Consider the following 24,358-nt stretch of genomic DNA (forward strand, 5'->3'; position numbering starts at 1 on the left):
ATATTAGTCCCTCACTGCAGCTCTACCTGAGCCTGAGCTAATTTTAACTAATATGTTTTTGTTTCCTACTTTGGCTTCTTTCACGTAGCGTCTTCCTTTTTCAGAAATTCTATCGAAGCTAAAAGGTGCTTGAATGCTGTTTTTAGAAGAAGCTTCCATAATAAATTCACCAGCAATTTGGCTACCATTGAAATCCAGTGTAGCATTTCCCGATCCTGTTCCAAGAGTTAAATCATAATCTAAAGCCGAAGAAAGTTCAACCTCTACATTACCAGAACCTGTGCTAAAGCGAGAAGCACCTTTGATCGCAGCACCTTCTACAATCACATTACCGCTACCCGAACTCATTTTAAATACCCCCGAAACATCTCTTAATCGAACATTTCCAGAACCAGTATTCATGTCAGAATCACCTTCAGACCTGTCGACTCTAATGTTTCCAGAGCCTGTATTTCCATTGTGGGTGCCTTTGATATTTGAAAATTCGAGATTGCCAGAACCAGTATTTGAAGAAACTGTACCCTCCAAATCGCTGATGTTTATATTGCCTGAACCAGACTTGGCCGTTACGTTAATGTTCACGCCCGAAACTTCAATGTTTCCAGAGCCTGTTTTGAAATTCAAGTCAATTCCATTCGGAACCTCCAAAGTCCATCTGGCGTACCCTCTGTTCCAACGGCTTCTTTCAAATTTCTCTTCCACTCTTAAAGAAGATCCGTTTTGCTCGAAAATGGGCTTATAAATATCTTCATCGAAAGTGTATTCCACAGTAACGGTAACTTCATTATTGTCGCTTCTTTTTATGGTTCCATTTCCTGAAGCGGTAGAAAGGTTAACATTTTCAATTCCTGAAAAAGTTTTAGTGATTCTTTCTTGACCATAAGCCGCTGTAGTAAATACTAAAGCCAAAAAAGCTAAAATTGAGATTTTAAGTGATTTCATCATGTTTGTTGTTTGAGTTTTCCGAAAGACTACCTACTTATATGTGGGGTTGCACGAGATTAAAAAAATGATTCAAAAAAAAAATGAGACCACCCTTTTGAGCGATCTCATTCTACATTGACCTGTATATTTTGAGTTAATTACTTGGCAGGAGCCGGAGCCACTGGTGTAGGAGCAGGAGTTGGTGGCACCGTTATAATTTGCCCTAAGGCCGCGTCCACCTGATCTAAAACACTTTGAGGTACTTTATTAGCGATTAAAGTGGCTTTTAAAGCCAAAAGATTTTGTGCCGAAGTTGTCTTTAGTTGTTGCTCATTGGCCTGATTTTGCAAATCGAACTCTTGCTTTTTTTGAGCGATCATTTGATTGGCTGATCCTGTAAAAATAGATTCAACCGCAGAAATCAATCGGTTTAAAATTCGGTAAGCCAAGCTAGCAGAAAAACCACCCAAAATGGCCAAAATTGGTTTCAGTAAATAAGTAGCTGAATCTAATGCCATTGTTGAATCCTTGGTTTGCTCATTTGGCCCAATAAACACTACGAATAACTCTGAAAGTAAAATACCAGCTACAATTCCCAGTACATATCTTGACCAATAAGTTGATGAATACTTGGTATCGAAGGTGCCTGCGCTGATGTAATTGTTCATTTCAAACAAGGCATAAAAGCCTGCCCCTACACTTGCCGCAGACATTAGAAATAAAAATCGTACAGCCTGACTCCAGCCCTCGCCTTGTAACATGCTCATTTGAATGTTATCGATGCTCACTAACCCAGACAAACTGGTGAGAATGAGGGATATCAGCGAAAGAATACAGAGCACCATAAACTGCCTTACAATGGGCAAAGGACCTAAAAACTTAAAGCGGTTGATGGAAGCTTTATTCTTAGCAAACAAAATTAAAGTACCGGGCAAAGCAGGCTTCACCTGTTCGGCCAAATAGTTATAGACTCCTATTAATGTAGCACTATCTAAAGTCTTCTCATCTTGTTCTAATGGTGCTACCTGTTGCACATCGATTTGCTTGCCATTCTTCAAAACATAGTCGAACATTATTCGGCATTCATGATAAATTGAGCCTTTGAGGGTTTCGTTTTGGGGTATTGGAATGTCAGTAGATGGTTTTTCTGGTTCCATGGTTTTGGTTTTAGATTTGGTTGATTCTATAAATATAGAACATTAAACAATTCTACATATTATTATTCTGACCAAACATTAGAATAAAAAACCAAAATATGTATTTCAACCCTTAATCGTAAAGAAATTCAAAGGCACTTCTGTAGCCACCGATGCTTTGCACGTAATCAAGCACAGCATTATAGAAAGTATCCTTTCCCAAAGTGGCCGAATCGCCTACTACTACCAACTTTGATTTGGCTCGAGTGATGGCTACGTTCATTCTGCGGTACTCCTTCAAAAATCCGATTTCGTTTTTATCATTAGAGCGAACCAAACTGATGAAAATCACATCGCGCTCTTGGCCTTGAAAAGCATCTACCGTATTGACCGAAATATCTTCTTTAAATGGATCTAGTAATTCTTCGGCATGAAGTAAATCGCGAAGTAACTCGATTTGTGCCTTATAAGGCGCAATAATTCCGATACGTTGTCCTTCTGTAACCGACTTACTCAAAAGCTGTATGACGAGTTTTGCTTCTTCTTCGTTATAAGTGCTAAGCGTTTCCTTCTTCACTTTTTCCGAAAAACCACAACCAGCGGTATCGATAAACTCAAACCTCGCTCCTTCCAACTCACTGTCTCGAAGCAAAATTTCTGGCGCTACTTCCAATTTGCCTTCATAAAAATAGTCGCTGGAGAATTTCATGATGTGCGGATGCATTCGGTATTGGGTTTCCAACATTACATCACTTTTTGTGCGTTCTATCGCCTTTTTGAAAAGCGTTTCTTCCAAACCATCTTTTCCAGCTTGAAGTGATTTCACTGTGGGAGGCAATTGTAAGTGATCTCCCGCCATAATTACGCGGTAGGATTTCAGAATTGGAATCCAACAGGCCGGCTCTAGCGCTTGACTGGCCTCATCAATGAATACAGATTTAAAAACCCGATCGCGCACTAAAGGGTGCGTAGACCCAACCAAAGTACAAGCCACCACTTCTGCCCGCCCCATCAGGTCTTCTGTAATTTGCGATTCAATTCTATCGGCATCTTGGCGAAGCAAACGTGATTCTTTCATGAGTAAATCACGCTGAAGTTTTTCCTCTCGCCCGAACTGGCGTTTATACTTAGTTCCTAGCTTTCTGTATTCTTCCGACTTCTTTCTTACCTCTCTTAATTCTTTAAAATAGTTGTGTTTGGAAATTTTCACATCCAAACTATTCTCAATTACTTCTGGAGTTAATCGGGCAGGATGCCCTAAGCGTAACACATCTAAACCGAGATTATCGAGTTTCTCTACGATCAAATCCACAGCTGCATTACTTTGTGCGCAAACCAATACTTGCCGCTCGGTTTTCACTACTTCTTTTATGGCATTAACCAAAGTAGTGGTTTTTCCCGTACCTGGAGGGCCGTGAATAATAGCTACATCGCGCGCATGAAAAATATTGGTAAGCGCTTCGTTTTGTTTGGCGTTTAGGTTTACCGACTGATATTCAAAGCCCGATTTGAATTCTGCAGGTTTAGCGCCATATATTACTTCTCGTAAGTCCGCTACTCTACCTGTTTCGGCTTTAAGCACTAACTCCAAAGCACGATTCATCTCGCGGTAAGAGCCTTCATCAAAAAGTAAGTTGACCCCGATTTTCCCTTGCTTCAACCAATCTGGAAGATCGCTTACGTTCAAGGCCACACGCATTTTTTCCCGCCTCAGAAAACTAATTACACCAGAAACCGCTTCGGCTTCATTTCCATGACCCGAAAAAACACTGACTACCGCTCCCACCTGAAAAGAGTGATTTTGATCTAAATGTGTAGTGCGATCAAGTTCTAACGTATAGCGTTCGCCAGTTCCTATGTAGCGATTCATCAACTGCACAGGGTACCAGGTTACGCCTTGTCTTCTACGTTCTTCGATGGATGTATTGAGCATTTTTCGCTCATATTGAGCGTAATCTTCATCTTTTTCAACCTTTAATAATTGTATCAGATGTTGAATGGATTTTTGGGCTTCGGTCAAAAGGATAAGCGTTTTGTTTGGGAGGGTAAAGTTAGCTGATTTAACCACAGAGGGCACAAAGCATAGCAAAGTTTAAATAGAATGGTCACTGCGAAACTCAGGCCATGCGTTAGCAATGGGCTGTAACGAAGCAGTCTCTTCATTAAAAACTGTGAGATTGCTTCACGTTTATTTATTCACTTCGATAAACATTAGCAGGTTTACAATGTCGGAGAGGTTTTAACCGCAAAGGGCACGAAGAAACGCAAAACGTAAAATAGGATCGTCACTGCGAGACGCAGGCCATGCGTTAGCAATGGGCTGTAACGAAGCAGTCTCTTCATTAAAAACTGTGAGATTGCTTCACGTTTATTTATTCACTTCGATAAACATTAGCAGGTTCGCAATGTCGGAGAGGTTTTAACCGCAGAGGGCACGAAGAAACGCAAAACGTAAAATAGGATCGTCACTGCGAGACGCAGGCCATGCGTTAGCAATAGGCTGTAACGAAGCAGTCTCTTCATTAAAAACTGTGAGATTGCTTCACGTTTATTTATTCACTTCGATAAACATTAGCAGGTTCGCAATGACGGAAACGAGGGGAATTTACTTCATACTGGCTAAACTACTAGCTTCTTGCTCTTTCCAAAGTAACTTTTGATTTGGCGCAGATACCGCCAAAAGGCGGATTGTGTTTGGCTACGCTTACTTTCACTTCTGAAACTGATGAAAATCGTTCAAAAATGCCATCAATAATTTCTTGGCCTAGTTTTTCAAGTAGTTTGGCTGGAGTGGCCATCCTGTTTTTGACAATCTCATAAAGCTGAACGTAGTCAACGGTACCAGATAAATCATCTTGCTGAGCCGCCTTCTCAAAGTTGGTAGTCACCTCTATATCCACAGAATAACGATTCCCGATTTTGCGTTCTTCCTCATAAAAACCATGATAGGCATAGAACTCCATGCCCTCTAAGGCTACTTTATCGGTATTCACAGCTTAATCGTTTCGGTCGAAAAATGAGCCTTTCTTATCTTCTGTGGGGGCTGGCGCAGCAGCATTTTTAGGTGTTTCATCTTGATAAACATTAGCACCAAGAAAACCCTCTGCAGATTCGTTGGCCTCTTCTTCAAAATCTTCCGAAACATCAGCCAAATCTAGATTAGACAAATTTTCATCAATCGGTTCTTCTTCAACCTCCTCTATAACTACCTCAGCTGCTTTTTCAGGAGCTTTGGCCGCCATTGTTTCATTTACTGGTTTTTCTTCACCTCCGAAGCTTCGCGGGCTTTCATTTACCTCTCTACTAAATTTTTTAGCCTCCTTTAAAATCGGTTTAATGTCTGCCGGAAATTCCTCGTGTCTCTTAATCTTCTCGAGTATATCAGAAGTTAACATTTTTAACTCCGCCATCATTGAATTTTTATTGGCGCTCAGGCTCTTGAACACTTGTTCCAACTGTCGGATTTCATCCTCCATGTCTTCTACAATTTCACTGGCTCTGTTCTCAGCGTCTTCAATAATATTTTTAGCTCTACTTTTGGCTTCGCTCATTAAAGCATCGGCTTTCATTTCAGTTTCCTTCATGTGTAGTTCAGCCGTTTTGGTGGCATGCTCTATCATGTTGGCGCCTGTGTCTTCTGCCGTTTTTAGGGTTTTGAAGAGTGAATTTTCCACTTCGCGAAGCTTCTGCACTTCTTTTTCAGCAGCCTCCAATTTATATTTTAGCTCCTTAGTTTGGTCTTGAAGTTTCTCCCACTCCACCGACAGGGATGTTAGAAAAGCAGTTACTTCATCTTTATCGTAACCGCGAAAATTCTTTTCGAAAACCTTTTGCCTAATTTCTAAGGGTGTAATGTTCATTGTTTGGAAAAATTAAAATTTGATGTCCCAGATGGAAATACTACGGTCATCACTGGCCGAAATTAATAGGTTGTTATGAGCAGTCCAAAGCAGCTTGTTTACAGAGGTTCCATGACCCGCATGCCGTGCTTTGTCTATAACTTTTAGAAGTTGGTAAGTCGAGGCATCCCAGACCTTTATAGACTTATCCATGCTACAAGTTACAAAATGTTTGTTATCAGGACTAAATTCAATATGGTTTATTGCATACATATGGGCTGCAACGGACTCCCTAAGGGTATAACCGTCTATAACATCCCAAATTTTCAACTTCGCATCCCTACTTCCACTGATTAAGAAACGTTCATCGGGGCTGTATCGTACCGAAAAAACCGAAATTTTGTGTGCATCAATTTCATGCACCAATTTCCAATCTCTTAATGAAAACACCCTTATTTTATTGTCGCTATAGCCAACAGCCAAATGACCACTGAGTTCCGAAACGGCTAGCGTTCGTGCGCTTTTTTCTGAATTACGAATGACATGTATGGTCTCAAGAGTTTTGATGTCTAGAATATGCACTTCGCCATTTCCTTGGGCTACAATGATTCTGTCTTTCAATACCTTTATATCGAAAATTGCCGCTGCGGAAAGTTTGATCGAACCCAATTCCTTTTTATTCTCCCAGTCAATAATGTGCAAGCCATCCATATTTTGACCAACAATCAGCGCATTTCTTTCTGGGTAATAACACAACGCATACACCGAATTAGGCACTTTGGCAATCATTCGACCTGTTTCCATATCATTCAAATCCCAGAGCGCTACTACGCCATCTGCTCCAGCTGAGAAAAACTGGTGTGATTCAGGACCAGGCGCCAGTGTATAAACACAGTCTTGGTGTCCGCCTACGGTATTCAGTTTTTTGACGCTTACTTGTGTCATAGGTTTTTAAAACAATTATCTTTCGCGTTGATACAAAACTAAGTATTCAACCTGCTAAGCCAATTAATAATTCATGCCTTTATTTCTAAAAGCAAATATTACAGAAGAAGTTTGCTTCGCGATATGGAAAATTGAGGAATCGGAAGAGGAATTAATGCACATATACCAGCCCAGTGCGGCCGAAATTAGGGTATTATCGGGTTTTAAGATTGAAATCAAAAGAAGAGAGTGGCTTTCTTCCCGATTAGCTTTGAAAACGCTTTTCCCCTATCAAGACTATGAAGTGAACAAAGATGCCTTCGGCAAACCGCACATTAGTTTAGCAGGCGTTGAAATTTCAATTTCCCATGCAAAGAGTTTTGGTGCTGCTGCCTACAGCTTAAACGGCCCCATCGGTATTGACATTGAGCACGACCGTGATCAGATTACTCGCATTGCCCATAAATTCCTTCACCCTACTGAAAAGCCTTGGGCTGAAAACCGAGTAGATAAGCTGACCCAAATTTGGTGCGCTAAAGAGGCTTTATACAAGCTGCATGGCCGTACTCAACTTATTTTTGCCGACCAATTGGTAGTAGGCCAACCCAATTTACAGCAGCAAGCCAGTGGGCAAATTATAGAAAGTGGTATTAGTTCAGTGTTTAATGTTCAATGGTTAAAAGAAGCCGACTTGAATTGCTGTTTGGCTTATTGAAAGGAGAAGGAAATCTATTCCTATAAATAATAGCATAATATTCCTTACATTAGTCATCCTGAACTAGTTTCAGGATCTGTTTATTTGATTAACCAAGCCCAATGAAAAACCAAAATATCTCAAGCCTCAAAAGTACGTTTACCATCCCTTTGGCAATGGCTATTATCCTAATCCCATTCTCACTTTTAATTGGTTGGAACATGGCCAGCATGGTTGTTTTTTGGTTTGTAGTAATTCCTTTGGTAAGCCATCTGATTCCGAGAAAAGTTTTTAAAAGCACTAACCCAATGAAGGAATCCATTATTGGGCTGACCATTTTTTATACTCTTATGACCTTTATGATTTACGAGCACAGTGACTTTTTGCAGCTGATGCTGATCAGCTTTGTGGTTAATCTATTGGCTCTCTTTTTTATTCAGCTTGATAAAAAAGTGAATAGGGAGGTTGCGGGGTAGGTTTGTTGAGCACCTTTACAAAACGCATCTTATACCCAACCATATTTTTCTCAATTCTCAAAACAAGTAAAAAGTACAACTCATGAAAATATCAAAAATCAAGATTGAGAATTTTAGGTCAATCAAGTCTACAGAATTTACCACAAATAATTTCAATATTGTGGTTGGGCAAAATAACTGTGGAAAAACCAATTTTTTTGAAGCAATAGAATTTTTCTTTAATGGAGCAGGTCGAGGGGGACTTTCAAACGATCTAAAATTCAAAAGACTAACAGATTTAGAGATTTTAGTAGAAATTGAATTTTCTGGAGCACAAGAAGGTGCTGATAAAATGCGAAACGATGTAAATAAAACTAAAATTCAAAAGGTTCTAGGCGATTCAGATACAGTTATAATTTCTCGTTCAAGTCAGGATGTTAGAAAACGTAAGGTTGTTGTCAATGGTAAAGAAGTAAACCCAGGGACAGGCTTTGACTCAGCCTTAAATGATTTTTTACCAAAGTTTGAGTATATAAATACCAAACAATACTACGATTCTGTTGCGAAATACTCTAAAACTACCCCCATTGGGATAATGCTTTCTGGTGTTTTATCAGCCATTCTTGAGTCAAACGATCAATACCAAGACTTTCAACAAAAATTTACTCAACTTTTTGAAGGAGAAGACTCGGAAATCAAGACTCAGTTTGATTTAGTTGGTGGTAAGGTCAAAGTAAACCTTCAAAAACAGTTCCCAGATACATCAAAAGTAAATTTTGAAGTTACTCCCCCAGTGTTTGATGATTTGTTAAGAAACTTTGAAACAACCATCGATGACGGAATCGAAACAACAGCAGCAGAGAAAGGAGATGGAATGCAAAGAGCCTTAATGCTAGCGATTATTCAAACATATTCAGAATTCAGAAAAGAAAATGAAGACCAAGGTAAATCTTTTCTGTTTTTTATTGACGAAGCAGAGCTACATCTTCATCCAACAGCTCAAAGAAATCTAAAGAACGTGTTACATCAACTTTCTGAATCCACAGACCAAGTTTTCATAAACACACATTCATCGGTATTTGTAGCAGACAACTATCCTAATCAAAAAATATTTAAAGCTGAGAAAACTGAGGGGGAAACTATTTTTGAGTCGGCAGACGATTTTACAAAACCGTACATTGTATTTGAACTTTTAGGTGGGAGTCCGTCAGATTTGCTGTTACCAAGAAACTTCCTTATTGTAGAGGGCTTAAGTGAATTTGAGTTTCTAACTCGAGTAATTAAACGTTTTTACCCAGACAAACCGAAGGTTCAAATAATTAAGGCTAATGGAGACATGGACCAAGCCGAAAGAACCATAAACGCAATAGAGAAAGTATTTACACCTCTGAACTCAAGCATCTATGGCGATAAACATATTATCCTAATCGACTTACCAAGCGCGCAAACACAAGGGGGTGTAACTGACTTTCTTCAAAGGTATCCGAATCTAAACTCAAACAATCAGTTCTTCCAAATACCAAACCGGGACTTAGAACAATATTACCCAAATCAACATGATCCAGTTTACGGGAATTGGAGAAAAACACAAACTGAATTAGATGCTATAAGTGAAGGAGGAAATAAATCATTCACTGGGAAAAGAAAAAGACAGTTAGCTAAAACCGTGGGAGAAAAGATTACCCAAATACAGTTTGAAGGAGAAATGCCAATAATATTTGAGTCATTAAAACGAGCTTGGGAATTGGCATATTGAGAAAGTTTAGTTGCTAAATCACTGTCCCAGATTCACCAGTTTATCTGCCCTTAGCCAGAAACTGTGACTTCATATGAACTCAAGGATGCTGTCCGCTTTATTAAGAGCCATTCCATCCACAGGTTTGGAAAACCTGCGACAGTTGAGTATTGCCGTATTGACAACAGATAATGCCTAAGCTAATAGCCTAACATTACTTAAATTCGCCTCAATCGTCCTGTCTCCTTCAATGAGTTGTATTAATTTGGAGGGAGGGGAAATTCAACCTGAGTAAAAGGATCATAAAAATGGAATTCGATTTAGAGAAGACAATAAGTATTTTATCCCAGACCCCTTCTACTTTAGCAGCTATGCTAAATGAACTACCAGACGAATGGCTACAAAAAAATGAAGGCGGAGATTCATGGTGTCCTATTAATGTAATTTCTCACCTGATACATGGTGAAAAAACAGATTGGATAGAAAGGGTTAAGATTATTTTATCTGATGAAAAAGAAAAGAACTTTAAAACCTTTGATAGAGCAGCTTCGATACAGTCAAATGGTGATAAATCTATAAAAGAACTCATTGCTGAGTTTAACTATCAAAGAAACCAAAGTTTAGACTACATTAAGTCACTTCATTTGAGCGATAAAGATTTTTTAAAAACCGGAGTTCATCCTGAGTTTGGTGAGGTTACTTTAAAACAACTCCTTGCCACATGGGCAGTACATGATTTAGGACATATTGCACAAATATCTCGAGTTATGGCAAAACAATACACACACGAAGTAGGCCCTTGGATTAACTACTTAAGCATTTTAACAAGGTAATATAATCACATGAAAGCGATTATTTTTGATATGGATGGGGTCATTGTTGATTCTGAAAAACTTTGGTCTCAAGCAGAAAGAGAAGTGTTTGGTTCATTAGGAGTTCAGGTTACCAATGACTTAAGTAGACTTACACAAAGCATGACCACTACTGAGGTTACCAAATTTTGGTACGAACGATTTCCTTGGCTGCACAAAAGCGAGGAAGAGGTGGAACAAATGGTAATAGCCAGAGTAATACAACTCATTAACGAAGAAGACTGTGTTATTTCAGGCATCAAAAATTTCATGGAGAAAATCACAAAAGAAGGCTTCAAAATTGGTGTAGCAACCAACTCTCCCTATAGTGTAATTCCCGCAGTATTAAGAAAAGCCAACATCTCACATTTGGTTGATACCATTTCTTCTGCGGAGTTTGAAGAAAACGGCAAGCCACAACCAGATGTATATCTTAATGCTTTGAAAAAGCTGAACTTAACTGCCGATCAATGTATTGCTATAGAAGACTCTAATTCAGGCATAAGAGCCGCCAAAACAGCTGGATTAAAAGTAATTGCCTTCAGTAAATATAGCAGTATGATTGTAGAAGAAACATATCTTGAAGTTCAATCATTTGAAGACATTGATTTCAAACTATTACCGAGCAGCAGCCCTGCCAGAACGTAACGTTCATCATTAAGTATGCCAAGCAAGGTTTAGCAATTTTACTTTGGTATACTCCGGAGAGAGTCCTAGAGATCATAGTGAGTCACAGCTTTTATCATTCTCAATTTCTGGCCGTATGATTTTGATAAACTAAAAGGCTGTTCTTTCTTTGCCCAAAACAAAAAACCAGCTTTATGTTTAAGAAGCAACTGCTTTCTATTCTTACAATATTTATTCTGTTTAGCTCCTGTACTTCAGATGACGACCCAAGGGACAATTACCCTCAAACCAGAGATATTTCAATGTCCGTGTCTTCAACAGACGATGAAAGAATGTCCGACATTACCTTCAGCATAAATGGTAGTGGAATAGAAATCTCTGACTTTTCAAGCAGTGATTCCCACTTACCTTTCAGTAGGAATTACCGCAATAAAACTATCCCTTTTTTCACAAAATTAAATATCACCTATCGTGACAATTCAGGTGGAGCTGTGGGTGTTCCATTTGAGCCTTATAACATTACCCTTCAGATTCGTGTAGATTCTGAGGTCAAAGCTGAGAAAGAGATTACCATTACCGAGTCGGGCACTGTTGATTATGTAGAGTTCACCTTTGAATAAGAAAACTTAAGCACACTTATCATTCTTTGGCATAATCTAAAAACAACAGGGGTGTTCAAATCTAGCATCTAAAAAATAACCCTACGGGACAGCAGCGCTGGCTGAAACGCAGCCTTGACCCTGCTGTTAACTTGTACTAGGGTTAAATATTAAACCTGTCAACCTATTTCAGGACGAGATACTCTTAGCCAAAATAGGATGATTAAACAGCTAACCTTAACGCATCCGCAAAATCATTAGTGCAAACTTCAAAGCTAAGTCATGCTGTAAGCATTTTTTTCAGCAACACAAGAGAACAAGTTGCGAACAACAGACAACTGCGTTACGGGAAAAGATCCCTACGGGATGACTTCGTAGTTTGCTTTAATACATAAAGACAATCATTCGCAAAACTTTAAAGTTAAGTCATGCTGCAAGCATCTTTTTCAGAAACACACAGAACACAACTTACAATATCCAAGCAATTTAGAATACTGAAAAAGATCCCCAAGGGATGACTGAGTAGCTAGCTTTACCACATTCGCAAAACCGTTAGCACAATATCCAACGTTAAGTCATGCTGTAAGCATCTGTTTCAGAATAGAAAGAAACTCATCCCCCTCACCAAAACATTCTGGAACGCTTTGTGTAATTTAAAAGGGTATCTACTATGGAAAAACCATCAAAAACTTGGCTTAGAATATTTAAGATTACGGGAATCACTGTATTGACAGTGGTTTTCCTACTGTCAATCTTCGTTTCATTCTTCTTAAAAGGCATCATAAACAACCGTTTAAAAAAGGAAATCAATGATACATTTGGGGATTTTTATACCCTATCGTTTGAAAACAGCTACACCTCCTTATCGTGGAATGGCTTTAATATAGAGTTTGAGAAAGTAGAATTTGAAACAGACACTGCGAACAAATTCATGATGATGAGATACCCTGCTGTTTTCTTCAAAACCAACTCGTTTAAGATAGACAACATCAACATAAGTAACCTATTCTTCGACTCTGTGATTGACCTAAAAAAAGTAGCTATCGACAAACCTGAGCTACTTTTCTTTATACCAGAAAAAGAAAATTTGACAGAAAACAATAGTGAAGAGTCTGGAGAGAACACAATTAAAAATATTCAAGTAGCAAACTTCGAACTCAGCGATGGAAATGCCTCCTTCGTTTTCAATAGAAATTTAGCCGACACACTCTATGCTGGTAAGAATGTTAACCTAAAAATGGAGGACTTAATGGTTGACCTTAATTCTACTGAAAACATCATTAAAACATCAAAAGTTGAACAGGTAGCTTTTTCCTTAAATGAGATTTTATTGAGCCCAAAAGACTCTGACTACGACTACAGAATTGGCGGCATCAATTTTAACTACCGTGACGAATTACTTCAGTGTTTCGGTGTAGAAATAACTGCAAAAAGGGATCCTTATAAAATGACCTTAGAGAGTCAGTATCGAAAAACCATTTTCAATATATCCTTAGACACCCTCAATTATCAGTCGGGAAATTTCAAGGAATTGAAAGACCTTTCTTCCATCAAAGGTAGTGCCTTGCATTTGGTTAACCTGAACTTGGACCTTGTGAGAAACAAGAGTATTCCATTGGATGAAACCCAGTACAAGGAATTATTTCATAAGTCATTATTAAATATTTCCATTCCCGTTGAAATAGACAGTGTGTATTTAAAGAACGGCAGTATTGATTATAAAATACATAGTGATAAGGAGCTGCAACCAGGGAATTTAATGCTCACCCAATTGAATGCCACAATCGTGAACCTATACACAGAAAAGAGTAAAAGAGATGTAGTCACAGCTAGTTTTAAAGGTGTATTCATGGAGGATGCACCATTTACCTTTCAGGCGAAGCTACCTTTAAACGATCCTAATAACCATACTTACAATGGACATATAGGAGCAATGAAACTCACTAGCCTTAATCCCCTAATTGCCAACCTTACAAGAGTAAAATTAGCAGAGGGCCAAATCAATAGACTTGATTTTGAAGGGAGAGGTAACCAATTAAAAAACTGGGGAACCATGAGATCAGATTTTGAGGGGTTGAAATTAAAAGTTACAGACAGTCAAAATAATGAGCGTTGGTTACAGTCTGGCTTAGGTAATCTTATTGCAAGAAAAAAGAATAGAGGAAGCGGTGATAATTTAACAGACTCAGTTGAATACGTGTTTGAACGACCACCGTACAAAGACCACCTTACTCTGTACGCAGGTGGTTTAATAGAAGGTTTCGCTTTAAGTATTCTTCCTAAGTCGGTCTATAATCTAGTAATGTCACAATAATCGTTTCGATAATTCCATGTCTTTATCACACAATTCGATTAAAGGTTTTATTTTGCCATTGTAGACAAAACATACATCAAGTCAATGAGCATATTCACCGTTATTACCATTCTCACAGTTCTTTCGGCTGCTTTTGCCTTTATCAATACAAAGTTTCTAAAACTGCCCTTCACCATTGGCTTAATGATTATTGCCATTTGTTTTACATTGGTGATTACCATTGCTGGCAATTTCAACCCATTCATTTTAGAAGAAGCCAATTTAATTATTGACTCCATAGATTTTGAAACCGCTTTGCTGGATATTATGCTAAGCTTTTTGCTTTTCGCGGGAGCACTGCATACCAAAATTGATGGACTAAAGAAGCAACGAATGCCAATTGCATTATTTGCCACCATGGGTGTGTTGGTTTCAACTTTCATTGTCGGTACGCTCATGTATTACATTGTGCAGGCTTTAGGACATCAAATCGACTACATCTACTGCCTACTTTTTGGTGCACTTATCTCCCCAACCGACCCTATTGCAGTTTTAGGAATTCTGAAAGACGCCAATGCGCCAAAGAAATTAGAGACTAAAATTGTTGGTGAATCACTGTTTAATGATGGGGTTGGTGTGGTCATATTTTTGGTAATATTTAAAATTGCACAGCAAGGAGTAGGCGCTATTGAAGCCAGTGAAGTAGGCTTGCTCTTTTTTGAAGAAGTAGTAGGCGGAATTGCCCTCGGCTTGTTAGCTGGTTGGTTGGTTTTTCAATTAATGAGAGTGATTGACCACTACGAAACTGAAGTAATGATTACCCTGGCTCTTGTGATGGGACTTTCTTCATTGGCGCACTTAATTCACGTTTCAGGACCTTTAGCAGTAGTTGTAGCTGGTATTTTTATTGGAAATAAGTCGCCCAAAATTGCTTGGTCAGAAACTACTCAAAATTATGTAGATAAGTTTTGGGAACTGCTCGATGTTTTGCTCAACGCAATCCTATTTGTACTCATTGGCTTAGAATTATTGATCATTACCATCAATGGCGAATACATTACCTTCGGATTAATCGCTATTCCTGTTACATTACTTGCTAGGTATTTGGCCTTGGCGGGTCCGGTGGCACTATTTAAAAAGAAACTAGATTTCATTCCAAAAACCAATCTGATTATGACTTGGGGCGGAATTCGTGGCGGGATTTCAATTGCTTTGGCACTTTCATTGGAACCCAACATGGAACGCGAGCTTTTTCTTACGGTTACCTATATCATTGTGGTCTTCTCTATTATTGGTCAAGGTTTAACCTTAGGGCCATTGGTAAGAAGAGTATTGAAGAAAAAGTAAACTCGTTAAACTCCGCTACCATAATGCAGAAGGGAACAATAATGACTAGTTTCTACTCATAATAAACCACCACTTTAGGCTGTTCTGGTAAAGCTCTATAAATGGCTGTCAATGCTTTATCATTGGCTTCTAAAATTACCGAGGGCTGGTATTCATAGGGTTGAAATTTAACCATAGCAGTGAAAAAGGACTTCGCTCTTTCCATTCTTCTACCCCGCCAAAAACTACGGTTGGCCTTTTTATCTACAGAAGTCAGGTTCTCATTTTGTGTAATAAGAAAATGAATTCCGTTGTCGGTAATTAACCTGATGAAAACAGGTTGGTGCACCAAAGTGTCGGGCGAAGTAACAGAGGCCGTTAGTTCTTCTGGGGTTTTAGGTGCTACTTTTTCTATAATAGGCTCCTTTACAATACTAGCTTCTGACGCAGCTACAGACAGCGGTTTCGAAAACGTTTGTACATACATACTCTGAGGTAATTTTCTGAGCACTGGGTCTAGCTTCATTCGGGTCATTTTCACATTGTAAATCAATACGCCATTGATAAACAAGCCAAGGGTGCTATCAGGCACATTAACGATTAAATGAATAGAATCCTTTTTAGGAAGACTTAACAAGGCATTTCTAAAAGCAATCAAGCGTTGAATTGAATCCAATTTGGCATCATCATAAACCGCTATTGTTTCTTGAGTTTGTTTCCACACTGCCAGTTTATGTACTGGAGCCATGGCGTATTTTACCAGCCCAAAAATTATGACGATTAGTATCATCGCTAAAGCGAAGTATAACAAAGTTGGCCTCCTACCTTTGTTCAGGCTTTTTTCTTGTGCTTCCATTCAATTAGAAAATAAAAACCTTTGACCCTATGGGCAGCGACTTATACACCAACTCTAGGTTGGCGTCATCTAAACGAATGCAACCATGCGTTACCGGCAAACCTAAAAAGCGCTGATAGAGTGTACCATGAATCAAATATCCATCTCCAATGCTCAGTGAATAATCTCCCAAAACCCCATATTCAAAACGGGAAGAATGATTTGGAGAAGGAACAGGTAAACCTTCTTCAACAAAAGCCCAATCGGGTTTTTTCCATACTGGATCCTTGGTCTTATTCAGTATTTTAAATTCACCTTTTGGTGTTTTAAACATCCATTGCTTTTTATTATCGTTGCCTTTTAAGAGAATGTAACTTCCTGTTGAGCAGATATCGCTCTTGATCAGGTTCGTTCCCTTGTACAAGTAGAATTCATTAACCGTACTGTTCACTACTAAATAGTTGTTTTTAGGAATATTGGCCGATAGCTTTTTATCTAAAACTGCCAATTGATTCTGCATGTCGGTCAGCAAAGTAGCTTCGGTTTCCTTATCTACTTTTGTTGCATTTTCTTGGGTGGAAATACTCACCATGATGGTCTGTATTTTGGCCAATACAAAAAACAGAAGCACAGCTGTACTCCCTAGTATTATCCATTTTCTTAGGTTCCTTTTCTTTTCCATTATTTTGTCGGAAGCGGTTTGAGCGATCCCACTATAATTACTTGTGTATTTTCAGAGGCTAAAGCAAAAAGCTTGTCCATATCGTTATTATTCAGCGCAACACAACCATCGGTCCAGTCCAATCCTTTTCCACCATCGCCATGAATTTCGATTAAGTTGCCAATGGAAGCGTTTTTGGGAATAATGCCTTTGGCTTTGTTCTCTTTAAAGCGCTTTTGGTCATCAGCGTTCGGGTAGTTCAGCAGTAAAGCTTTGTAATATTTGGTCTGCCCATTCCCTTTTTTCTTCACCACTTTATATACGCCTTCAGGTGTAGTTTTATCCCCAGAAAGCATCTTATCGCCCATCCAGTTGGCGCCAAGCTCCATATTGAAAGTATGTGTCAGCTTGCCCTTTGCGTACACATAGCAAAGCCTCTCCATTTTGTCGATAATGAAAACGGTTTCATTACTCTTTCTTGACCTTTCAATTCCAGCGGCCGCCCACTGTTTCCATAGCGGATAATCTTTGAAAAAATCTGCCATAGTAGTTTCAGCATAACTAATAATTTGCGTCAAATTCGCTTCTAGTGTGCTGAGGTTTTCTTTAAGGTATCCGGCATTTTCCTTTTCATACGCAGCAGATACTTCATGATAAAGCAAGCGAGTTTGCGCAAGCTGTTTCACCGAAACTTCGTTCAGTGGAATATTTTTATACTTTAGGTCAAAGCGTTTAAACTGATCATCAATTAAATCGAGTCGTTTGCTGTAATTCGACCATACTTTTTTGCTCATATTTTGAGCAGTACTTTTGGCTAAAATTGCCGTTTCCGATGCTTTAGAAGCAAGTTGTTTTGTGGATGAAAAATCCTTCATAAAGAAAATACGATCATTTTCATTGGCCCAAGCCACCATGGCAGAATCGTAAAGAGACATTGCTTTTTTATATAAATCTGGGGCATATTCAGACGCCTGATTCTTCTCCGCTTCCGATAGCCTTTCTCGTGCCTCAGTCAATTCAGACAAAGGAGGCTGAGGAAAAACAAAAGAAGGAAATAGTAATACTATGAGAGTTAGTACGGTAAGCAGCGCAATGGCCAGCCATTTAAATTTCATATCTATTCAGAAAATGAAAATCCCCTTCAGGCTTTGGTACCTTCAGGGGATTTTGCCTTTATCGTTCTACTAAAATTATTTTCTTCTTGGAGCAGCCTTGTATTTGCTGATCACCTCAGTTAATTCAGTATTGATTGAGCTGGCTTTTTCTTTAGCAACTTTAACTTTTTCTAATGACGGTTTCAACTCACCATTCTGAAACATTGTGTTTGACTCAGTAATAGAAGCTTCAACAACGTCTAATTCAGTTTTAATAGCCTCTAAAGCAGTTGTTCCTTCTTTGCCTTTAGGCGCTTCAGTAATCAACTGTCTACCTTGAGCCACCAAAGTTTGAACCTCTTCCATTGAAGCTAAAATTTCAGCTTTCACAGCTTCTTTAGTGGCTTCAGTGTTAGCAGAAACTTCGTTCGCCATAGCAGTTACTTGAGTCAGTTTCTCAACTGTTTTAGTATACTTTTTGAAAAACTTAGATTTTTGCTCTTCCAAGCTCGCCATAGCTACGGCCATAGAGTCATTCAAAGCATTGTATTGTTCGGTAACATACACCTCTGCACCAGCAGCTTTAGCAGTTTCGATAGCAGCAGTAGCGGCATCAATTTCAGTTTGAGGCACATCTGCACAAGAAGTCACAGCCACCATACCAATGATTAACGCACCGATTAATTTGTTTGTAATTTTCATAATTGTTTATTCTCTCTTTTTAATTGTTGATTGTTGCCCGAAGGCATACATGGTTTTAGTTTTGATCATGAGACGCAACATTTTCAAAAAGTAACATGACCGTTGAAAAAATATTTTTGAAGATGCTAGAGATGAAAAATTCAATGCCAGTATTTAAAAGATGAGGCATTAAAAAATAGCCTCTATAAAACCAATCAAGAAGTTCATCACTCTTAATTAGAAAAATCTTTGAGCTAAAACTCAATAGCTTTATCGCAAAAAAACCAGTCACTCTTTCGAATGACTGGTTTTTTAAGTGGGACATCCTGCCCCTAAACTTCGGGGCGAACCAGTGACATTTATATTAGTCACATTTAAGTGGGACATACTGGATTCGAACCAGTGACCTCTGCCCTGTCAAGGCAGCGCTCTAAACCAACTGAGCTAATACCCCAAGAAGCTGCAATATTAATAAAAAGATTCATTTAATAAGAAATTGCAGCCATTAGAAAGTAGTAGTAAATCTTGCTTGAGATCCTAAACCCTCATTCGGATTTCACAGGTCTTTGATATCAATTCAATTAAAAAATATGATCCCGTGTAGGACATACTGCCCCGAAACTTCGGGGCGAACCAGTGACCTCTGCCCTGTCAAGGCAGCGCTCTAAACCAACTGAGCTAATACCCCAAGGATGCGCAATATTAATAAAAGATTAATTAAATAAGAGATTACAGGCTCTAGGGAAATGAGAATGATTAAGCTTTTGATTTCAGTATACACTTTCAGTTAAGAACTAAATCGTTCAATCCATTTCAAGGAGATGCGTGGTTCTCTTTGTACAAAAATCAGTAAACGTTATCACATTTCATTACAATAAAAAAATACCTAATTGAAGTTTCTAAAACCTAAAGGTTTTAACGCCAAAAGGCTTAAATTCAAGAAGCCAAAATATGAAAAAGATACTACTAGTTGAGGATAACGCTATAATTCTAGACAATGTCAGTGAGATACTGGAATTGGAGGGTTATCAAACGATAACAGCCAAAGATGGCATTGAGGGGCTTTCTCTTGCAAAATCAGAAAAACCAGATCTTATTTTAAGCGATATTGATATGCCATTAATGAATGGCTATGAAATGCTAAATAAAATAAGAAACGATGAAGCAATACAAAAAACCCCCATCATATTCCTTTCGGTTAAAAACCATGGTCAGGAGTTAGTTCATGGACTTCAATTTGGAGCTGATGCATATATATGTAAGCCCTTTGACCTGACAGAATTATTAGAGACTGTCGAGACACACTTAAACAAATAGACCGTAGCACACTTATAAAAACAAAAAACCCATCATAGATGGGCTTTCCTAATTCTATATGAGTAATAGGAATTAACCTATAGCAACTCTTTTGAAAGCAGATACAGTTAAACCTTTGTTTACTGAATTTAGGTACTCCTGAACATTCACTTTTGGATCTTTAACAAAAGCTTGGCTCAACAAAGTGTTTTCTTTGAAGAACTTGTTCAATTTACCTTCAGCAATCTTATCGAGCATCGCCTCAGGCTTACCTTCTTGTCTTGCTACATCCTTACCAATCTCAATTTCCTTCTCAATGATCGAAGAATCGACACCATCCTTATCAACAGCAACTGGATTCATAGCTGCGATTTGCATTCCAACGTCTTTACCAGCTTCAGCAACATCAGCACTACCAACACCAGTTAAGGCCACTAAAACACCTAATTTACCTGTTGAGTGGATGTATGAAACCACTTGGTCAGCAGAAAGCTTTTCGTAAACTGAAACTTCAAGCTTCTCACCTATTTTACCCAAAAGCTCAGTTACTTTATCTTGAACAGTTAAGTTACCTAAGCTAAGTGCTCTTAAAGCCTCAAGGTCGGCTGGTTTGTTGGCCATTGCAGCATCAGCAATCTCATTTCCTAAAGCTTGGAAATCAGCATTTTTTGCCACAAAGTCAGTCTCACATGTAAAAGCAATAAGGATAGCTTCAGAGCCATCTTCGCTAGATCTTACATATACAGAACCTTCAGAAGTTTCTCTGTCTGCTCTTTTTTCAGATAATTTTTGACCCTTCTTACGAAGAATTTCAATTGCTTTATCGAAATCTCCTTCAGATTCAACTAATGCCTTTTTACAATCCATCATGCCGGCACCGGTCATTTGTCTTAATTGGTTAACCTCTTTTGCTGTGATAGCCATTTGTATATATTTTAAATATTATTCCTAAAATCAGTTAGCACCCTAAAATCTGAGTTATTTAAGCTACTCAAACTTATCGGTTTAAAACAAAAATTGAACACCGAAAAAGCTTCAATGTTCAATTTTTTATATGAGTTAATCTTAATCGATTTAAGCTTCTTCTTTTTTAGTCTCTGCCTTGTCAGCAGCTATTTTCTCTTGCTCTGCTTTCTCTCTATCTCTCTCCTCTTTCTCAGTCTTACGCTCTTGCAATCCTTCTTCAATAGCTCTACCAATAGCCTTAGTGATAGTTTCTACAGACTTGTAGGCATCATCATTGCCAGGGATTGGGAAATCTACTTTGTTAGGATCAGAGTTAGTATCAACCAAAGCAAATACAGGGATATTAAGCTTTTTAGCTTCGTTTACTGCAATGTGCTCTCTTTTGATATCAACGATGAATAAGGCAGCAGGAAGTCTAGTAAGATCGGTAATACCGCCCAATACTCTTTCTAGCTTTTCTTTTTCACGAGTCTTCATCAACCTTTCTCTTTTCGCAAGGTTTTTATAAGACTCTTCTTTCATCATTTTATCGATACCCTGAAGTTTCTTCAACGACTTTCTAATCGTTGCGAAGTTGGTCAACATACCACCTAACCATCTTTCGGTTACGTAAGGCATATTCAATCTTGCGGCTTCTTCAGCAACAATCCCTTGGGCTTGTTTCTTAGTAGCTACAAACATTACCTTTCTTCCTGAGCGGACAATGTTCTTAATTGCAGATGATGCTTCTTCGAGGCAATTAAGAGTTTTATTAAGATCGATAATATGGATACCATTCCTCTCCATGAAGATGTATGGCGCCATACGCGGATCCCACTTTCTCGTTAAGTGACCAAAGTGGACACCAGCATCAAGTAAGTCTTTGTACTCTAATTTGTTAGACATATATAAGTTTGTATAATAATTCTTATTAACGCTTGCTGAACTGGAATGCTCTTCTCGCTTTTCTTCTTCCTGGCTTCTTACGTTCAACCATTCTTGGGTCTCTAGTAAGGAAACCTTCCTTCTTCAAAGGAGGTCTGTTTTCAGCATCAATTTCACAAAGCGCTCTAGAAATGGCAAGTCTAATTGCTTCAGCCTGACCTTTTGGTCCGCCACCATTAACGTTTACTTTGAAATCGAAATTCCCATTTTGCTCCACGAGCATCAAAGGCTGCTTTACAATAATCTGAAGAACATCAGAAGGAAAATAACTCTCCAATGATTTTCCGTTGATATTGAATTCACCTTTTCCAGACTCCATGTACAATCTTGCAACAGAGGTCTTTCTTCTTCCAATTTTGTTAACTATTTCCATTAACTAGCTTATTGATAATTTAACTTCCTGTGGCTTTTGAGCCTCATGTAAATGCTCAGCACCTTCATAAACATATAGGTTGTTGAAAAGGGCTCTTCCCAATCTTGTTTTTGGCAACATGCCGCGAACTGCTCTTTCCACTAACAATCTAGATGACTTGGCCTTTAGTTGTCTTGGAGTTGTTTCTCTTTGACCACCTGGGTAACCAGTATATCGCAGATACACTCTGTCATCCCATTTTTTACCTGTCAACTTTACATTGTCGGCATTGATTACAATCACGTTATCACCGCAATCTACATTTGGGGTATAACCAGGTTTGTGTTTTCCCCTGATCATTTTTGCAACTTCACTTGATAATCTACCTAGCGACATTTGGCTCGCATCCACGATTACCCAATTCTTCTCTACAGTAGCTTTATTAGCCGAAACCGTCTTATAACTTAGTGTATCCACTTCGGTATATTTAATTGACTTTTAATACTTTACCTCTTCCTTAGCTTGAAAAGGGACACAAAGATAGAAGTTTGCTTTTTTAATTCCAACGTTGCTCTGTAAATAAATTAGCAGTTTTTAGTTCCTTAGCTCATCTCTTCCCAATATTTGCTCATGAATTAGGCACTGGGATTAACTATTGAAACATTTTCTATTGAAAGAAAAAAAGAGACTTAACTACCTCTTATTTATCCGGGCGCAAATTTAATGGAAAAGTCGAGAAATCTTTGAAGTCATTTTTTGAAACATCTTAACGAAGATTTATATCTTGCAGCGATGGAAAATTTTGTTGTCTCCGCACGTAAGTATAGACCTGTTGGCTTTGAAGAAGTAGTTGGCCAAGGGCACATTACCACTACACTTAAAAATGCGATCGATAATAATCAGTTAGCGCAAGCTTTGCTTTTTTGCGGACCAAGAGGGGTTGGTAAAACTACTTGTGCTCGAATTGTTGCCCGAATGATCAATGACCAAAACATTGACAACCCTTTAGAAGGCAACGACACATTTAATATATATGAGCTTGATGCGGCTTCGAACAACTCGGTAGATGACATTAGAAATCTAATCGATCAGGTGCGCTACCCTCCGCAACAAGGAAAATTCAAGGTGTATATTATAGATGAGGTTCACATGCTTTCTAATCAAGCATTCAATGCTTTTTTGAAAACCTTGGAAGAGCCACCATCATACGCCATTTTCATTTTGGCGACTACTGAAAAACATAAGGTAATCCCTACGATTCTTTCTCGTTGTCAGATTTTCGATTTTAATAGAATTGAAGTCAGTGATATTTCTACCCAGCTAAAAATGATTGCTGATAAAGAGGGAATTGACACGGAAGACGAGGCTTTGCATCTGATTGCTCAAAAGGCAGATGGTGCTATGCGCGATGCTCTTTCTCTTTTCGACCTGATTGTCACTTTCTCGCACGGGCAGAAAGTAACCTATCAAAATACAATTTCAAACCTGCACATTCTGGATTACGATTATTACTTCAGAATGACAGACTACTTATTTAAAGAAGACACTTCTAATGTATTACTGACTTTTGATGAGATTCTGAAAAATGGGTTTGATGGCCATCATTTTATTGTGGGGCTCGCTAGCCATTTAAGAGATTTGATGGTGTGTAAAGACAATGCCACCATTCAGCTACTTCAGGTTTCTGACAATATTAAGCAGCGCTATAAAGCACAAGCTGATGCTACACCGCTTTCATTCTTACTCACGGCACTCAACATTGCAAACCAATGCGACTTGAGTTATAAAGGAAGCAAAAATCAGAGGCTTCATGTTGAACTGGCTCTGGTTAAAATGGCGCACTTAACATCTGCTATTCGTTTGGCACACGTCACTCCAGAAGACGCTTCAAAAAAAAAATCCTAACTGAAGAGGTTGCTGATAAAAAAGGTGAGTCTACTCCAAAACAAGTAGACAGCGTATCGACTCCTGTTGTTAAAACACCACAAGCCGAACCTATTAAAAAGGATGTTCGAGCAGAAACACCTGCTGCCCAAACAAATTCGGAGCAACCTTCCGTAGCCCCCGCTCCAAAAAGGGCGCCTTCAAAAACGATTAGTATTCCTTCTCTTTCCGATTTAAAAAACCAACTTAATAAAAAAGAAGA

Annotated in this window: 24 protein-coding genes and 2 tRNA genes; 10 read left to right on the plus strand and 16 right to left on the minus strand. The window is 38.6% G+C overall.

Annotation, left to right across the window (positions count from 1 at the left end; genetic code table 11):
• Window positions 1–3: 3 nt before the first annotated feature.
• The 6 genes from OB69_RS05635 to OB69_RS05660 form a co-directional block, all read right to left on the minus strand.
• Complete coding sequence (locus OB69_RS05635; RefSeq protein WP_053222736.1) at window positions 4–945, minus strand: DUF4097 family beta strand repeat-containing protein; 942 nt, start codon at window positions 943–945, stop codon at window positions 4–6.
• Window positions 946–1,082: 137 nt separating this feature from the next.
• Window positions 1,083–2,081: a hypothetical protein gene (locus OB69_RS05640; protein ID WP_053222737.1), complete on the minus strand. Its 999-nt coding sequence runs from the start codon at window positions 2,079–2,081 to the stop codon at window positions 1,083–1,085.
• Between the two features lie 112 nt (window positions 2,082–2,193).
• On the minus strand, window positions 2,194–4,080 hold the full coding sequence (locus tag OB69_RS05645; protein WP_071426731.1) for an IGHMBP2 family helicase: 1,887 nt from the start codon (window positions 4,078–4,080) through the stop codon (window positions 2,194–2,196).
• Window positions 4,081–4,687: 607 nt separating this feature from the next.
• Window positions 4,688–5,053, minus strand: a complete 366-nt coding sequence (folB, locus tag OB69_RS05650) for a dihydroneopterin aldolase (protein ID WP_262501303.1) — start codon at window positions 5,051–5,053, stop codon at window positions 4,688–4,690.
• Between the two features lie 3 nt (window positions 5,054–5,056).
• Window positions 5,057–5,920: a DivIVA domain-containing protein gene (locus OB69_RS05655; RefSeq protein ID WP_053222738.1), complete on the minus strand. Its 864-nt coding sequence runs from the start codon at window positions 5,918–5,920 to the stop codon at window positions 5,057–5,059.
• A 12-nt stretch (window positions 5,921–5,932) separates the two neighbouring features.
• Entirely contained in the window at window positions 5,933–6,844 is a 912-nt protein-coding gene (locus OB69_RS05660; protein ID WP_053222739.1) for a WD40 repeat domain-containing protein, read from the minus strand.
• Window positions 6,845–6,917: 73 nt separating this feature from the next.
• Between OB69_RS05660 and OB69_RS05665 the strand changes: the two genes are divergently transcribed.
• From OB69_RS05665 to OB69_RS05700, 8 genes are all read left to right on the plus strand, one after another.
• On the plus strand, window positions 6,918–7,538 hold the full coding sequence (locus OB69_RS05665) for a 4'-phosphopantetheinyl transferase family protein (protein WP_053222740.1): 621 nt from the start codon (window positions 6,918–6,920) through the stop codon (window positions 7,536–7,538).
• A gap of 101 nt (window positions 7,539–7,639) precedes the next feature.
• Complete coding sequence (locus OB69_RS05670; RefSeq protein WP_053222741.1) at window positions 7,640–7,993, plus strand: hypothetical protein; 354 nt, start codon at window positions 7,640–7,642, stop codon at window positions 7,991–7,993.
• An 82-nt stretch (window positions 7,994–8,075) separates the two neighbouring features.
• Window positions 8,076–9,728, plus strand: a complete 1,653-nt coding sequence (locus OB69_RS05675) for an ATP-dependent nuclease (protein ID WP_053222742.1) — start codon at window positions 8,076–8,078, stop codon at window positions 9,726–9,728.
• Between the two features lie 287 nt (window positions 9,729–10,015).
• Entirely contained in the window at window positions 10,016–10,540 is a 525-nt protein-coding gene (locus tag OB69_RS05680) for a DinB family protein (protein ID WP_053222743.1), read from the plus strand.
• A 9-nt stretch (window positions 10,541–10,549) separates the two neighbouring features.
• The gene (locus OB69_RS05685) at window positions 10,550–11,206 is read left to right on the plus strand and encodes an HAD family hydrolase (RefSeq protein ID WP_071426727.1); all 657 of its coding nucleotides are present in this window, start codon (window positions 10,550–10,552) and stop codon (window positions 11,204–11,206) included.
• Window positions 11,207–11,379: 173 nt separating this feature from the next.
• Window positions 11,380–11,805, plus strand: coding sequence for a hypothetical protein (locus tag OB69_RS05690; protein ID WP_053222744.1), 426 nt, complete (start codon window positions 11,380–11,382; stop codon window positions 11,803–11,805).
• A 649-nt stretch (window positions 11,806–12,454) separates the two neighbouring features.
• Window positions 12,455–14,098 (plus strand): DUF748 domain-containing protein, encoded by a 1,644-nt coding sequence (locus OB69_RS05695; protein WP_053222745.1) that lies wholly within the window; start codon window positions 12,455–12,457, stop codon window positions 14,096–14,098.
• A gap of 84 nt (window positions 14,099–14,182) precedes the next feature.
• Window positions 14,183–15,424, plus strand: coding sequence for a cation:proton antiporter (locus OB69_RS05700; RefSeq protein WP_053222746.1), 1,242 nt, complete (start codon window positions 14,183–14,185; stop codon window positions 15,422–15,424).
• Window positions 15,425–15,476: 52 nt separating this feature from the next.
• Here the strand turns inward: OB69_RS05700 and OB69_RS05705 are convergent, their stop codons facing one another.
• From OB69_RS05705 to OB69_RS05735, 6 genes are all read right to left on the minus strand, one after another.
• A complete protein-coding gene (locus OB69_RS05705; RefSeq protein ID WP_053222747.1) occupies window positions 15,477–16,259 on the minus strand; it encodes a hypothetical protein in 783 nt (260 codons plus the stop codon).
• A 4-nt stretch (window positions 16,260–16,263) separates the two neighbouring features.
• Window positions 16,264–16,920, minus strand: coding sequence for a L,D-transpeptidase (locus OB69_RS05710; protein WP_053222748.1), 657 nt, complete (start codon window positions 16,918–16,920; stop codon window positions 16,264–16,266).
• On the minus strand, window positions 16,920–18,014 hold the full coding sequence (locus OB69_RS05715) for a L,D-transpeptidase family protein (protein ID WP_053222749.1): 1,095 nt from the start codon (window positions 18,012–18,014) through the stop codon (window positions 16,920–16,922). Before OB69_RS05715 ends, OB69_RS05710 begins: the two co-directional genes overlap by 1 nt.
• Window positions 18,015–18,089: 75 nt before the next feature.
• Entirely contained in the window at window positions 18,090–18,695 is a 606-nt protein-coding gene (locus OB69_RS05720; protein ID WP_053222750.1) for a hypothetical protein, read from the minus strand.
• Between the two features lie 358 nt (window positions 18,696–19,053).
• A tRNA-Val gene (locus tag OB69_RS05730) sits at window positions 19,054–19,128 on the minus strand.
• A gap of 147 nt (window positions 19,129–19,275) precedes the next feature.
• Window positions 19,276–19,362 (minus strand) — tRNA-Val (locus OB69_RS05735).
• A 263-nt stretch (window positions 19,363–19,625) separates the two neighbouring features.
• On the opposite strand from OB69_RS05735, the gene OB69_RS05740 reads away from it, so the two are divergent.
• Window positions 19,626–19,991, plus strand: a complete 366-nt coding sequence (locus OB69_RS05740) for a response regulator transcription factor (RefSeq protein WP_053222752.1) — start codon at window positions 19,626–19,628, stop codon at window positions 19,989–19,991.
• Between the two features lie 72 nt (window positions 19,992–20,063).
• On the opposite strand, the gene tsf is transcribed toward OB69_RS05740, so the two are convergent.
• From tsf to rplM, 4 genes are all read right to left on the minus strand, one after another.
• Window positions 20,064–20,894, minus strand: a complete 831-nt coding sequence (gene tsf, locus OB69_RS05745; protein WP_053222753.1) for a translation elongation factor Ts — start codon at window positions 20,892–20,894, stop codon at window positions 20,064–20,066.
• A 150-nt stretch (window positions 20,895–21,044) separates the two neighbouring features.
• Complete coding sequence (gene rpsB / locus OB69_RS05750) at window positions 21,045–21,821, minus strand: 30S ribosomal protein S2 (protein ID WP_053222754.1); 777 nt, start codon at window positions 21,819–21,821, stop codon at window positions 21,045–21,047.
• Window positions 21,822–21,846: 25 nt separating this feature from the next.
• Complete coding sequence (gene rpsI / locus OB69_RS05755; RefSeq protein ID WP_053222755.1) at window positions 21,847–22,233, minus strand: 30S ribosomal protein S9; 387 nt, start codon at window positions 22,231–22,233, stop codon at window positions 21,847–21,849.
• Between the two features lie 3 nt (window positions 22,234–22,236).
• Complete coding sequence (gene rplM / locus OB69_RS05760) at window positions 22,237–22,689, minus strand: 50S ribosomal protein L13 (RefSeq protein WP_053222756.1); 453 nt, start codon at window positions 22,687–22,689, stop codon at window positions 22,237–22,239.
• Between the two features lie 315 nt (window positions 22,690–23,004).
• Between rplM and dnaX the strand changes: the two genes are divergently transcribed.
• Window positions 23,005–24,117 (plus strand): DNA polymerase III subunit gamma/tau, encoded by a 1,113-nt coding sequence (dnaX, locus tag OB69_RS05765; RefSeq protein WP_053222757.1) that lies wholly within the window; start codon window positions 23,005–23,007, stop codon window positions 24,115–24,117.
• Window positions 24,118–24,358: the final 241 nt, after the last annotated feature.

This window comes from Roseivirga seohaensis subsp. aquiponti (genome assembly GCF_001267955.1).
In the GTDB taxonomy this organism is placed as follows: Bacteria; Bacteroidota; Bacteroidia; order Cytophagales; family Cyclobacteriaceae; genus Roseivirga; species Roseivirga seohaensis.

Bases quoted from the DNA above. Each gene is read 5' to 3' on its own strand.
- OB69_RS05635 (WP_053222736.1), bottom strand. From the start codon at position 945: ATGATGAAATCACTTAAAATCTCAATTTTAGCTTTTTTGGCTTTAGTA.
- OB69_RS05640 (WP_053222737.1), bottom strand. From the start codon at position 2,081: ATGGAACCAGAAAAACCATCTACTGACATTCCAATACCCCAAAACGAA.
- OB69_RS05655 (WP_053222738.1), bottom strand. From the start codon at position 5,920: ATGAACATTACACCCTTAGAAATTAGGCAAAAGGTTTTCGAAAAGAAT.
- OB69_RS05660 (WP_053222739.1), bottom strand. From the start codon at position 6,844: ATGACACAAGTAAGCGTCAAAAAACTGAATACCGTAGGCGGACACCAA.
- OB69_RS05665 (WP_053222740.1), top strand. From the start codon at position 6,918: ATGCCTTTATTTCTAAAAGCAAATATTACAGAAGAAGTTTGCTTCGCG.
- OB69_RS05670 (WP_053222741.1), top strand. From the start codon at position 7,640: ATGAAAAACCAAAATATCTCAAGCCTCAAAAGTACGTTTACCATCCCT.
- OB69_RS05675 (WP_053222742.1), top strand. From the start codon at position 8,076: ATGAAAATATCAAAAATCAAGATTGAGAATTTTAGGTCAATCAAGTCT.
- OB69_RS05680 (WP_053222743.1), top strand. From the start codon at position 10,016: ATGGAATTCGATTTAGAGAAGACAATAAGTATTTTATCCCAGACCCCT.
- OB69_RS05685 (WP_071426727.1), top strand. From the start codon at position 10,550: ATGAAAGCGATTATTTTTGATATGGATGGGGTCATTGTTGATTCTGAA.
- OB69_RS05690 (WP_053222744.1), top strand. From the start codon at position 11,380: ATGTTTAAGAAGCAACTGCTTTCTATTCTTACAATATTTATTCTGTTT.
- OB69_RS05695 (WP_053222745.1), top strand. From the start codon at position 12,455: ATGGAAAAACCATCAAAAACTTGGCTTAGAATATTTAAGATTACGGGA.
- OB69_RS05700 (WP_053222746.1), top strand. From the start codon at position 14,183: ATGAGCATATTCACCGTTATTACCATTCTCACAGTTCTTTCGGCTGCT.
- OB69_RS05705 (WP_053222747.1), bottom strand. From the start codon at position 16,259: ATGGAAGCACAAGAAAAAAGCCTGAACAAAGGTAGGAGGCCAACTTTG.
- OB69_RS05710 (WP_053222748.1), bottom strand. From the start codon at position 16,920: ATGGAAAAGAAAAGGAACCTAAGAAAATGGATAATACTAGGGAGTACA.
- OB69_RS05715 (WP_053222749.1), bottom strand. From the start codon at position 18,014: ATGAAATTTAAATGGCTGGCCATTGCGCTGCTTACCGTACTAACTCTC.
- OB69_RS05720 (WP_053222750.1), bottom strand. From the start codon at position 18,695: ATGAAAATTACAAACAAATTAATCGGTGCGTTAATCATTGGTATGGTG.
- OB69_RS05740 (WP_053222752.1), top strand. From the start codon at position 19,626: ATGAAAAAGATACTACTAGTTGAGGATAACGCTATAATTCTAGACAAT.
- tsf (WP_053222753.1), bottom strand. From the start codon at position 20,894: ATGGCTATCACAGCAAAAGAGGTTAACCAATTAAGACAAATGACCGGT.
- rpsB (WP_053222754.1), bottom strand. From the start codon at position 21,821: ATGTCTAACAAATTAGAGTACAAAGACTTACTTGATGCTGGTGTCCAC.
- rpsI (WP_053222755.1), bottom strand. From the start codon at position 22,233: ATGGAAATAGTTAACAAAATTGGAAGAAGAAAGACCTCTGTTGCAAGA.
- dnaX (WP_053222757.1), top strand. From the start codon at position 23,005: ATGGAAAATTTTGTTGTCTCCGCACGTAAGTATAGACCTGTTGGCTTT.